Annotated in this window: 10 protein-coding genes and 1 pseudogene; 10 read left to right on the top strand and 1 reads right to left on the bottom strand. The window is 39.5% G+C overall.

All coding sequences use genetic code 11. The annotated features are described in order from the left end of the window. Together JMX07_RS12940 and JMX07_RS12945 are read left to right on the top strand one after the other, a co-directional pair. Positions 1 to 110, top strand: a pseudogene (locus JMX07_RS12940) (IS5/IS1182 family transposase); the annotation flags it as partial. 487 nt (positions 111 to 597) lie between these two features. Further along, on the top strand, positions 598 to 906 hold the full coding sequence (locus JMX07_RS12945) for an ArsR/SmtB family transcription factor (protein ID WP_160022967.1): 309 nt from the start codon (positions 598 to 600) through the stop codon (positions 904 to 906). Between the two features lie 271 nt (positions 907 to 1,177). Here JMX07_RS12945 and JMX07_RS12950 read toward each other — a convergent pair whose 3' ends face one another. Further along, positions 1,178 to 2,677 (bottom strand): SulP family inorganic anion transporter, encoded by a 1,500-nt coding sequence (locus JMX07_RS12950; RefSeq protein WP_201608344.1) that lies wholly within the window; start codon positions 2,675 to 2,677, stop codon positions 1,178 to 1,180. Positions 2,678 to 3,505: 828 nt separating this feature from the next. Here JMX07_RS12950 and JMX07_RS12955 point away from each other — a divergent pair. The 8 genes from JMX07_RS12955 (at position 3,506) to JMX07_RS12990 (ending at position 12,391) form a co-directional block, all read left to right on the top strand. Beyond that, entirely contained in the window at positions 3,506 to 4,432 is a 927-nt protein-coding gene (locus JMX07_RS12955; protein WP_201608346.1) for a bestrophin family protein, read from the top strand. 231 nt (positions 4,433 to 4,663) lie between these two features. Next, positions 4,664 to 4,990 (top strand): DUF493 domain-containing protein, encoded by a 327-nt coding sequence (locus JMX07_RS12960; protein WP_320158009.1) that lies wholly within the window; start codon positions 4,664 to 4,666, stop codon positions 4,988 to 4,990. 499 nt (positions 4,991 to 5,489) lie between these two features. Then, positions 5,490 to 7,766, top strand: coding sequence for a class 1a ribonucleoside-diphosphate reductase subunit alpha (gene nrdA / locus JMX07_RS12965; RefSeq protein ID WP_201608350.1), 2,277 nt, complete (start codon positions 5,490 to 5,492; stop codon positions 7,764 to 7,766). A 99-nt stretch (positions 7,767 to 7,865) separates the two neighbouring features. Next, positions 7,866 to 8,807, top strand: coding sequence for a nucleotidyltransferase (locus JMX07_RS12970; protein ID WP_201608352.1), 942 nt, complete (start codon positions 7,866 to 7,868; stop codon positions 8,805 to 8,807). A gap of 2 nt (positions 8,808 to 8,809) precedes the next feature. Then, positions 8,810 to 10,468 carry a ThiF family adenylyltransferase gene (locus JMX07_RS12975; protein WP_201608354.1) on the top strand — a complete coding sequence of 553 codons (1,659 nt, stop codon included), beginning with the start codon at positions 8,810 to 8,812 and terminating at the stop codon, positions 10,466 to 10,468. Beyond that, entirely contained in the window at positions 10,465 to 10,929 is a 465-nt protein-coding gene (locus JMX07_RS12980) for a Mov34/MPN/PAD-1 family protein (RefSeq protein ID WP_227684849.1), read from the top strand. The genes JMX07_RS12975 and JMX07_RS12980 overlap by 4 nt, the downstream gene beginning before the upstream one ends. Next, on the top strand, positions 10,922 to 11,752 hold the full coding sequence (locus JMX07_RS12985; protein ID WP_201608356.1) for a DUF6602 domain-containing protein: 831 nt from the start codon (positions 10,922 to 10,924) through the stop codon (positions 11,750 to 11,752). Before JMX07_RS12980 ends, JMX07_RS12985 begins: the two co-directional genes overlap by 8 nt. A 243-nt stretch (positions 11,753 to 11,995) precedes the next feature. Next, positions 11,996 to 12,391, top strand: coding sequence for a hypothetical protein (locus JMX07_RS12990; RefSeq protein ID WP_201608357.1), 396 nt, complete (start codon positions 11,996 to 11,998; stop codon positions 12,389 to 12,391). Positions 12,392 to 12,480 lie beyond the last annotated feature (89 nt).

Raw genomic sequence — 12,480 nt, forward strand, 5'->3', positions numbered from 1 at the left:
TCGCTAAGCTAAAACAGTATAGGGCGGTTGCCACTAGATTTGATAAGCTCAAGCAGAGTTATGAAAATACGGTCGCTCTTGCTTGTGCTTATATCTGGCTCAAATTATGAATGTTCAACACGCCCTAATAAAATTTAAGAACATAAAGCATCAAGGGCGTGTTGAATTTTCAACACGCCCTTGTCATGTCAGAAGCTTTCTAATACTATTTTACTGCTGGTTTGGCAAAGAACTAACGTGTATTTAATAAGTCAGTCGTAACAACGTTAGTGTTAAATACGGTTTGAAACAGACTTTTCTTGCCCATAATATATTGTTACTATTCGACAATATTCCGATGACTAGACAGTACAACTGTCATAATTAAGCTAGTTTTGGCTGTATACTCTACTGTTATAGAAACGTATAGTCAGAATATAAACGCTAGTTATAAGCAGTATCCTACTAGTAGCCGTTTATTTGTATATGGTTGGCACATTGGCGGTAAATAGAATCTACACCGCTTTAGTGTTTATACTTATAATGAGTAAACTAAAAACCTAATGTTCCACTCTGACAGTTGTTGATTATTAACTAGGTATCGATATCACACATTTTATGAATACAGAAAACATAATATCTGCACTTAACAACCCCATGCGTCGCCAAATCATAAAGTGGTTGAAAGACAGATCAAACTTTCCAGCGTCATTACCAGAGCATGCTAATCTGGATGGTGTATGCGTCAGTTACATCCAAGAAAAAGCTGGATTGTCGCAATCAACCATTTCAAACTATATGGGTGTGTTAAAAAAAGCAGGATTGGTTACGTCCGAACGCCATGGGCAATGGACGTTGTATCAGCGTCATGAAGCTAACATCGAAGCATTTCTCAATGAAGTTGAAAAAGAGCTGTTGAAGCTTTAAAAATTTCTCATAATCTTTAGAGCTATTTTTCTTTGTTAAAAAACATCTAGATATTTCAATATAACGATTAACTATCTTCATACCGCATCATCCAAACCAGTACTTCTTCCCTTCTAGCTATTCCTTCTCTTCTGCCATCCTATTAGCTTGTAAAAACTTTATCCATAAAAGAATATAGTCTTCTAATCAGGTTTTAATCTGCATAAAAAAAGCCGAGATATACTCAGCCTTTTTGTATTTATCAATATGACACTATTGATACATAGCTAATTTAATGCGCGCCTAAGCTTTGCTCAGCATCTGGCTTATCATGCACACCGAAATTGTCTATCATCGCCTGGCTCGCCTCGTTCAAACCGATGAGCTCTACCTCAGTGCCTTCACGGCGAAATTTAATAATCACTTTATCTATGGCGGCGACTGCTGTCACGTCCCAAAAATGCGCGCGCGACACGTCAATGACCACGTTAGAGACAGATTCTTTAATATCAAAGGAGTCAATCATACGCTCTGCTGATGAGAAAAATACTTGTCCGTCCACTCGATAATAACGCGTTTGCGCTGCTTCATTCATGTGACTATGCACACTCATACAGCGCTCAATCTTATTGGCAAAGAACAATGCTGACAGCAGCACGCCAATCAATACGCCATAGGCCAAGTTATGCGTTGCGACCACCACAGCAACGGTCGTAATCATGACCACATTACTTTGCAGCGGCTTGGTTTTTAGCTCTTTAAAGGAACCCCAGTTAAAAGTACCGATAGACACCATAATCATCACAGCGACCAATGCGGCCATTGGAATAATCTTTAGCCAATCGCTTAAGAACACTACCATCAATAATAAAAATACGCCTGCCACTAAAGTAGAAAGACGTGTATAGCCGCCTGATTTGACGTTGATGATCGACTGCCCAATCATCGCACAGCCTGCCATCCCGCCAAAAAAGCTACTAACCACATTGGCAATACCTTGACCTTTGCACTCTTGCGTACGGTCACCTTTGGTATCAGTCAAATCATCTACGATAGTCATGGTCATCATAGACTCAAGTAAGCCAACTATCGCCAAACTGATAGAATACGGAAAAATAACGATCAACGTATCTAAGTTCAACGGGATATCAGGTATCAAAAACATCGGCAGAGTGTCAGGCAGCTGCCCCATATCATTGATGGTTCGCGCCTCTGTACCTAATAAGATAGCTATAGCCGTAACTAGTACAATACTAACCAATGGCGATGGAATCACTTTACCAATCTTTGGAATATATGGATAGCCATAGATAATGACTAGACCTAGGGCCACAAGACCGTATACGTGTACTAGGTTTGAACCTGCCTGCGGCATCAGCTCAGGAACCTGTGACATAAAAATCAAAATAGCCAAGGCATTGATAAAGCCGAGCACTACGGATTGCGACACATACTTCATCAGATTTCCTAGCTTTAAGAAGCCAAAGATAATCTGTATAACACCTGTCAGCACACTGGCTGCTAACAAATACTGCAAGCCATAATCTTTGACCAGTGTCACCATTAGTAACGCCATCGCACCAGTCGCCGCCGAAATCATCGCTGGACGACCGCCAACAAACGAAATCACTACCGCGATACAAAACGAGGCATAAAGCCCTACTTGGGGATCGACACCGGCAATGATAGAAAACGCAATCGCTTCAGGGATAAGCGCCAAAGCGACGACCATGCCAGCCAAGACATCGCCGCGCGCATTGGATAGCCAATGCTCTTTAATTGTATTTAACATATTTAACTCAGTTTTGGAGAACTGCTTTAGTCTGTCAATAAACGAAGTATCTAATCACTATTTAGAAAACATCTATTTAGAAAACATCTATTTAGAAAACATCTATTTAGAAAACATCTATTTAGAAAACATCTATTTAGAAAACATCTATTTGGAAAGCATCTATTTGGAAAGTATCTATTTGGAAAGTATCTATTTGGAAAGTATCTATTTGGAAAGTATCTATTTGGAAAGTATCTATTTGGAAAGTATCTAAAAAGTAGTTAAAAATCAGCTCACATGAAAAGTTTGACGCATCTCGATCTAGGTACATCTTTATCTAGATACTTTGCCCATTGCCTATCAAATGACAAATATAAAAATGTGAACGTTCATAGTTAGCGAGTGATCGTCATAACGTACTTTTAGTGGGGTAATCTTTACGATCCATTAGATATATCGAATAGTGATACAAACGTTAAAGCAGTGCATGCGCACAAGAAAAAGCGTCAGACGCTTTATGAGAGTAATTGCTATAGGAAGCAATCATTACTGAGGAGGGGTACAACTAGGGTGGCGTATTCATCTCTGTGGTGACAGCTTTTATAGAGTTAAGAAGTGATATTTGGCGTCATTTTAACATACATAAAGTAGATTAATAAAAACATCTCCCTTTTTGCCGAGCATTCAACTCCTTTAGCTATCCCAATTACCGAGCTTAAGTGACCACCCTATTTCTTAGTTTGAATAAATTTATAGTCTTTTGGGCTTTACAGATCTTGATTCTGTATTAGAATTACACGAGACATTGAATAGTGTCTCCATATATCCCATCGCTAGGAAGCTGACATGATTGTCCGGCAAACACCCCACCCGTTTAAGATATTTTTCGCCCTTCGCGGTTCAATCATTCCAAAAATATATCCGCAGCTGCTATTAGTTACCATCCTTAGTACAGCCATTACCATTATTCAACACTGGATTCCTGACTCTTTTCCTTATTATGGTATCGCCACTTTTACCTTATTAGGGATTGCTCTATCGCTGTTTTTGGGATTTCGAAATAATGCCAGCTATCAGCGTTGGTGGGAAGCACGGATGCTATGGGGCCAGTTGGTATATGATGCTCGCAGCTTAACGCGCCAAGTCCTATCCTTTATAGATGATGACAACGAGCATGGTCGTGAGACTCAGCGTACCATGGTATATCTGACCATTGCTTTTGCCCATGCTGTGCGCCACCGATTGCGTGGTACGCCACCTTGGGCGGATATCGAGCCTCTTGTTGCAGCGATACACCATGACCGTATGCGCCAAGCGAAAAACGTACCTGATTATATAATGCGCCTCATGGGTAAACAGCTTGGCGATATTCGGCGTCAAGGACTGGTATCGGAACAAGTCATACAAAATATGGATGAACGCCTGACCTCTATGACAATTGTACTGGCAGCGTGCGAACGTATTCATAACACTCCACTGCCCTTTGCTTATATGCTACTGGTACATCGCACCACCTATCTATACTGCATTATGTTGCCCTTTGGTCTAGTAGCTTCACTTGGTTGGGCGACCCCGTTGATTTGTGCGGTGATTGCTTATACCTTTTTTGGTTTGGATGCGCTTAGTGAAGAGTTAGAAGAGCCTTTTGGCTTGGCGGCTAACCAATTACCTTTGACTGCCTTATCACGCACTATCGAGATCAATCTGCGAGAAGCGCTGGGAGAAACCAATTTGCCGACTGATATTATGCCTATTGATGGTTATTTGCCGTAAATATTGCCGTCATCTAAGCGCCATACAATAAACGAGCGGCAAACGTAACTTGAATAATCCACCGCACGCCACTATAAATAGCAGACAAAGGTACTGTAGGTAAAATCTCTACTCTAACCAGCTGATTTATTCAAAAATATTATCTATATAAGCGAGGCTCATATCATGAGTGATGATTCAAAAGACAACAACGACAACAGCGCAAATAACTCAACCAGCAATCAGCCATCAGTGAAAGTCACTGACCTGACGCCAAATAAAGGCGCATTGGTAGGCAAAAAGACCGATATTCAAAACCCAGAGCTTTGGGAGTTCCCGATGAACTACCCACTGAGCATCATCGGTCATGAAGGCGAGCGTGAGAGTTTGCTTAATGAAGTGAAGCTAATTTTGGGTAGCCAGTTCCCTGATTTTGATTTGGCCTCTATCGAAGTTAAACCGTCTAAAACAGGTCGTTTTCACTCAGCACGGGTTAATTTATACCTCACCGCTGCTGAGCAAGTAAATGCGCTTTATGCCTCGCTCGATAATGCAAAAACGGTTCGTATTGTTTTATAAGTGGCATAAAAACTTTAACGCCTTTTTAGTCCAAATCGTCACTCGCTAGTAATAAGATATGGGTGGCGATTTTTTGTGGTTTGATGTACAATCTGCGCCCGCATTATTGCCGCCATGACTCCCATTATCAGTCGACAATAACCGAGAGAATGAAAAGCAAATCTCACGATATTTTTACAAAAATTTTATTATTGACCGCATTTGCGTCTAACCCTTATCCCATCGTCCTTTGCCAAAATTTGGACTGCCTACAACCTTGTAGCAACATAGTTTTATTCTAAAATCAATATAGTATTTTCAAAATTTTCCCGCTATATTGTGCCTACCAATTAACAAAAACGCTATATGTAGTACTCAGTGATTTTAACCATCACTATGAGTAGTGGTAGCTTTTTGCCAAAAAAACAGCTACCACAACCCAGCATAATAGCGTTATAAAGAATGTCTGCCGCTGCTTTGGCGCGCGACATCACAATAAGCAATCAAAATAGAGGCCAGCATGACACATATTGATAAAATCCAAGTAACCAAGCGTGATGGACGTTTAGAGCCTATTGATTTAGACAAAATTCACAAGGTGATCGCGTGGGCGGCTGATGGTTTAGAAAATGTGTCAGTATCGCAAGTTGAGCTAAAATCGCACATCCAGTTTTATGAAGGTATCAAAACTCGTGACATTCACGAAACCATCATCAAGTCTGCCGCCGACCTAATCTCTGAAACCACGCCTGATTATCAATATCTAGCAGCGCGTTTGGCTATTTTCCATCTGCGTAAGATTGCTTATAACAAATTCACCCCGCCGCACCTATATGACCATGTCAAAACTTTGACTGATGCTGGCAAATACGATCAGCATATCCTAGCGGACTATAGCCGTGCTGAATTTGATGAGTTAGAAGAGTATCTCGATCACTGGCGCGATATGAACCTTGCTTATGCCGCTGTTGAGCAAATGGCTGGTAAATACTTGGTACAAGATCGCGTGAGCAAGACTGTCTATGAAAGCCCGCAGTTCTTGTACATGCTCGTCGGTATGTGTCTGTTTAGCCAATACGACAAGTCAGATCGTCTTGATTTCGTCAAACGCTTCTATGATGCGACTTCAGAATTCAAAATCTCACTACCGACGCCTATTATGTCAGGTGTGCGTACGCCATCGCGCCAGTTTAGCTCGTGCGTATTGATCGAATGTGGTGATAGCCTAGACTCAATCAACGCGACCACCAGCGCCATCGTACGCTATGTGTCACAGCGTGCTGGTATCGGCATCAACGCAGGTCGCATCCGTGCCCTTGGTAGCCCTATCCGTGGCGGCGAAGCACAGCATACTGGTTGTATCCCGTTCTACAAATTGTTCCAAACGGCAGTTAAATGCTGCTCACAAGGCGGCGTCCGTGGCGGTGCAGCGACCCTGTTTTACCCACTATGGCATTTAGAAGTTGAGTCATTACTGGTACTGAAAAACAACCGCGGCGTCGAAGACAACCGTGTCCGTCATATGGACTACGGCGTCCAGTTAAACAAAACCATGTACACGCGCCTAATCAAAGGCCAAGACATCTCGCTATTCTCACCAGGCGATACCCCAGGCCTCTATGATGCATTCTTTGAAGATCAAGACAAGTTCGAAGAGCTATACACCAAGTATGAAAATGATCCTGCTATTCGTAGCCGTCAAATCCCAGCAGCTGATTTGTTCAGTCTAATGATGCAAGAGCGCGCCAGTACGGGTCGTATCTATATCCAAAACGTCGATCATTGCAACACGCATAGCCCATTTGACGCGACGGTTGCGCCGATTCGCCAGTCAAACCTATGTATGGAAATCGCGCTACCGACTAAGCCACTTGATAACATCAATGACGAAGAAGGCGAAATCGCCCTTTGTACGCTATCAGCGGTCAACTTGGGTAAAGTCGATAACGTCAGCGATATCGAAGAGCCAGCGGAACTAATCGTGCGTGCGCTTGATGCCCTGCTCGATTATCAAGACTATCCAGTAAAAGCGGCTCAAAACGGCAGCATGCGTCGTCGCACGCTCGGTGTGGGCGTGATTAACTATGCGTATTACTTGGCTAAGAATGGCGCACGCTACTCTGACGACAGCGCGCTTGGTCTGACTCATCAGACGTTTGAAGCATTGCAATTTTATCTCTTGAAAGCGTCAAACAAATTGGCAAAAGAGCAAGGCGCGTGTCCTGCGTTCAATGAGACCACATATTCACAAGGTATCTTGCCGATTGATACGTATAAAGCCGACTTGGACAAAATCTGCCAAGAGCCGCTACATCTCGATTGGGAAACGCTACGTGGCGAGATCACAGAGCACGGTCTACGCAACTCTACCCTAACCGCCTTAATGCCGTCTGAGACCTCAAGTCAGATCGCCAACGCGACCAACGGTATCGAGCCACCACGCGGTCTGGTCTCTATCAAAGCGTCAAAAGATGGCATCTTAAAGCAAGTCGTGCCTGAGATTGATAAGCTAAAAGATCAGTACGAGCTACTATGGCAAATGCCAAACAATGACGGTTACCTAAAGCTGGTCGCTATCATGCAGAAGTTCGTCGATCAAAGTATCTCTGCCAATACCAACTACGATCCCGTTCGTTATGCTGGTGGCCGTGTACCGATGAAGATATTGCTAAAAGACTTGCTAAACGCTTATAAGATGGGTGTGAAGACGTTGTACTACCATAACACTCGTGATGGTGCGAACGATGCGCAAGCGGATATGGAAGATGATTGTGCTGGCGGTGCATGTAAGATTTAGAGTCTGATGGATGGCGGGTTTGGCTTCTTAGTTAAATCCCGCTATCCAGTATTAATGTATTGAGATGGATTTGTAAACACTATTTAAAGGACTAAGATAATGGCTGACTATAAAAGTAACCACCTACAAGAAGTACTTGAAACACATAAGATGAAGCACATAAAAGATATCTTTGATAAATATAGAGATAGACGTAATGAAATTAAAGATTTCTTAAATGCCGAATACGGTAGCAGAATTTATAGTCCTTTTGATTCAGGATCTTATAGTAAACATACTGCTGTTAATACAAAGTTTGACTTAGATGCAGTTGTACCTTTTAAATATAAAAGCTTCAGTACATTAGAAGATATGTTCAGTGATATTTATGACAAGTTAAATGATAAATTTAATGATAGAACTACTGTTCGAAAGCAAGGTGTTTCTATTGGACTAGCCTTTGAAGAAGATGGTATTGATATAGATATTGTACCTGCTCGAGAAACACGAGTAGATGGCTATACCGAAACAAGAAACCTAAACCTTCATATCAACTCCTTAGATCCATCAGAGACTGGGTATTTAAAAACTAATATTCAAAGTCAGATTAATCATATAAGTGGTAAGGACAATGAACGAAAAATTATTAGATTGCTAAAGATCTGGAAATTTCAAAAATCTAAAAAGTATAAGTCATTTTTCTTTGAACTTTTAGTTATCAAAGCTTATAACAGTACCTTACCTACAGGTAATTTATGGGAACAATTTAAGACCGTTCTCCAATATATTGTAGATAATATTGAAAGTTCTACATTTAAACTGCCTGACCCGGGTAACAGCAACAATGATTTAATGAGTACATTAGAACCATACCAAAAAAGCTCACTAAAAAGTGATTTTGAATTGATGCTAACCAATATTGAGAACAACGAAAAACAAATTGAATACTATTTTGAGAAAAATAAAGAATTTTCTGAAGAAGCTAGTAATAATGGTTTGAGCTATGGTGTTGCTGGAGCTACTCCAGTTTCTACTCCTTCATCTACACAGCGTTTTGGTTAGATATGAGATTCTCTAGAGAAGAGCTACTAGATACTATTAGTAGCATAAGCTACGTATCTAACTTACGAGATTTTAACTTCGATAAAAATCTTGTAAGTTTCAATATAGCTTTTTACTTTGATGGCCTTAATGAAGAAATAACTTTTGAAGTGACGATCAATTCTCAATATCCATTTAAATTTAGTGGTTCTGAGACTATAAGCTTTAGAAATATTGATCTGATTGAATACAGTCATGTAATGAATGATGGCTCAGTATGCTTTCATAACCAACATTGTATTGATTTCAGACAGAAGTTAATACAGGATTTTGATGCAATTAAAAGCTGGGTTACTAAATACATAGTTAAAGAAGAAAAAGATAGTCATTATGAGCATTTAATCGTCAATAACGGTACTTTCGAAGGTAGCCATTACTCTTATCAGTTTACTGATGTAAAAGAAAGTTTCAAGAAGGGAGAATTTGGGACAGTTTCTCTCAAACTATTAATTGACTCTCCATACTGTCAAAGTCGCATAAATAATTATTTAGTTCAAAGTTTTACTGACTCTTCAAGCTTTGCAATTAAAAATTGTGACTGGAACTCTTACTACATTGACTCTAGTCAAAGCGAGCAAGGATTATATGTTTTCATAAAGAATGCTCCAGCTATCAATGAACGGTTTTCTTTTGATGATTGGAACAACTTTGAAGATTTAATTGATCAAGAATTCTTACAATACCTTTCTAGATATATGATTGGTATAAGAAGTACACACAATAGTAAGTTACCACTGCCCTTATTTATAGGTTTTCATACAAAAGATAGAACTATACATTGGCAAGTAGCTTTAATTAATGTTAATGAAAACATCTTTGAAGGGTTAACTGATATAAATGGTAAATATATTTATAAACTAAGAAACAAGAGTATTACATGGGCAATGACCAATAACTCATCTTATTCATATTTTTTTGGTCGTGGCTCATTTAATGAGAGGTTAACTAATTCAAAAATATTAATTATTGGTGTAGGTGCGGTAGGAAGCAATGTTGCTAAAACTCTAACAAGGTGTGGCTGCCGAAACATCTCATTAGCTGATTATGATATCAAAAAACCTGAGAATATTTGTCGTTCAGAATATGAGTTTATATATGCTTATGCTAATAAAGTAGACGAGCTACGTACTTTACTTTATAACATATCACCTTTTATTGATGTAGATATCATTCAAGGCTCTTTAACTCAATATATCAAGATTGAAGCGTACGCTAGAGAGCTGGCAGCTGGCATTGAAACTATATTCTCAAATTATGATTACATTTTTGATTGTTCCACTGACGATGACTTGATGTATATTTTGGACAATCTCAATGTCACAGCTGATATTATTAATTTGTCTATCACTAATCATGCTGAATCACTAGTTTGTGGCGTATCACCAAATACTTATAAATTCGTTAGACATCAGTTTGATAATATTTTAAAAAATGACGTTAAAGATTTATACAATCCTATAGGTTGTTGGAGTCCAACTTTTAAAGCTTCTTATAATGATATCTCTACCCTTGTACAATTTGCTCTAAAACATATCAATATCATGGTTAGTAACAAAAAGCTGAATAGCTTTGTAATTAATCAAGATAATAATTATGAGTATTTGAAAGTGAGTAAGTTTTGACTATTACCAAACACTACAAGAATTTAAAATTAGTAGTCGAAGATAGCTTGTTAAAAAGTATTTATCAGTCAAGCTGTGGACACTACCCTAAAGAGTATGGTGGCTTTTTAATTGGCAAATATTCTGATGATTTTAAAACCTTGTATATTGAACAATCAATCACAGCAGAGGTTTTTAAGAGTAGTCGAATTGAGTTTACTAGAGAGTCTAACTATCTGAAATCCGAGTTTAAAAAATTATTTATAGACAAAAGACTCTACTATATTGGCGAGTGGCATACTCATCCAGATGGCGAAGCATGGTATAGCTCAACAGATTTAAGCGCAATGATAAACATTAAGAAGGATCAAGGTGTTAGTATTTCCAATCCCATTTTACTCATTTTGAGTATTACTAACGATAGCCTAAAAGATTTTAATTTCTTTGTTCTTAATAACAATAGGTTAGAGCTATATGAATAAGATTGCACTACCAGAGTTGTTTGCAAGCATGCAACAGCAAATGTCTGCTCAACTAAGTACTAATAGAGCTTTCATACATCATCCTGGTTCAAAAGGTGACTCTTTAGAGAATGCATGGATTGAGTGGTTAAGAAGTTACCTGCCTAACCGTTATAGCGTAGATAAAGCAATTATCATTGACTATCTAGGAAACACAAGTCATCAAATCGATGTAGTTATTTATGATAATTATTTTACTCCATTTATTTTTACACAAAATGGTTTCCATTATGTTCCTGCCGAAGGTGTTTATGCAGTTTTTGAAGTAAAACCAGACATTAAAGGAAGTGTTAAAGGTTCGGGAAACTATATAACTTATGCAGGCGAGAAGATAGAAAGTGTTAGACGCTTGACACGCACTTCTACCTCAATGATTAACTCAGGAACCCCTGTTGCACGTAGACCACTAACTAAAATCCTAGGTGGTATTCTAGCTACTACTAATACCTACGATAACAGTAATAATAAGACAATCGAGAGGCATATTAAAAGTTTAGAAAATCTTCAAGGTATCGATTTAGGTTGCGTTGTTGATTATGGTAGCTTCTTTGTTGATTATAATGGTGAAGAAAATATTGAAGAACTTGATTTCATTAAGCGGATAAATGGATATTATGAAAACAGAGAGTTTAACGAACTGCGTTTTAGTCGACCTGAAAACTCTTTAATTACTTTTTTTATGCAATTGACACGTTATCTTCAACAAACTATTGGTACTATTCCAGCTATTGATTTGCAAGCCTATCTTAATATAATCGGCGAAGAAATTGACCAAGAACCGTAATACTCGTTGAAATTGATAGAAAAATAAGCTTTACCCTAACATGGTCGTTTAGCCCCGACTATAGCGGTATCCTGCTGACGACGATGGCGATGCAGGCTGTGGCTGAACGTAGTATCGAGACAACAGGAATGCGGTCAGACACGATAGACTGCACGCCAGCGGCTAGGCAGATACAAGCGGTAGGCGGGATTGGCTACTGTTATAATGAAAACATACAGACAGAATTAAAACGACGGAGGTCATGTGCAATATACCGCAATCATCAAAGACGGTGGTTTGTTTATCCCAAACGTATTTTCAGACCTAAACGATGGTGGCTCGCATATCGTACAAGTCGAGGTTGATATTGCAGAGGTGCGTCAGCAGTTAGGTGTGGATGAAGCACCAAAGGCAGCCGTCACCAAAAAGGCTGTGGCAAAAGCGGCCAAAAAACCAGCATCGAGAGCAGCTAAAAAAGATACAAAAACAGCAGAACAGTCTGATGTGAGTACCCTACGTAAAAGCGCACTTGATGAATTAGAAGCACTCGATGATAGTGAGCTGAGCGAGATATTCAAAGCCTATATGAACGATGGCAAAGAGCCCTCACAGATATCACTAGTGAACCGCCCCGGGATTGTCGGAGACTCAACATTCTGAGAGAATACGACAATGAAAAAACAAACCTACACTCCTGAGATTAAAGAACGCGCCGTTCGCATGCTGATAGAAGCGTTGGGCGACTATCC

This window comes from Psychrobacter immobilis (genome assembly GCF_904846235.1).
GTDB classification, from domain to species: domain Bacteria; phylum Pseudomonadota; class Gammaproteobacteria; order Pseudomonadales; family Moraxellaceae; genus Psychrobacter; species Psychrobacter immobilis_C.

Coding starts and splice junctions, on each gene's coding strand:
- JMX07_RS12945 (WP_160022967.1), top strand. CDS start 598: ATGAATACAGAAAACATAATATCTGCACTTAACAACCCCATGCGTCGC.
- JMX07_RS12950 (WP_201608344.1), bottom strand. CDS start 2,677: ATGTTAAATACAATTAAAGAGCATTGGCTATCCAATGCGCGCGGCGAT.
- JMX07_RS12955 (WP_201608346.1), top strand. CDS start 3,506: ATGATTGTCCGGCAAACACCCCACCCGTTTAAGATATTTTTCGCCCTT.
- nrdA (WP_201608350.1), top strand. CDS start 5,490: ATGACACATATTGATAAAATCCAAGTAACCAAGCGTGATGGACGTTTA.
- JMX07_RS12970 (WP_201608352.1), top strand. CDS start 7,866: ATGGCTGACTATAAAAGTAACCACCTACAAGAAGTACTTGAAACACAT.
- JMX07_RS12975 (WP_201608354.1), top strand. CDS start 8,810: ATGAGATTCTCTAGAGAAGAGCTACTAGATACTATTAGTAGCATAAGC.
- JMX07_RS12985 (WP_201608356.1), top strand. CDS start 10,922: ATGAATAAGATTGCACTACCAGAGTTGTTTGCAAGCATGCAACAGCAA.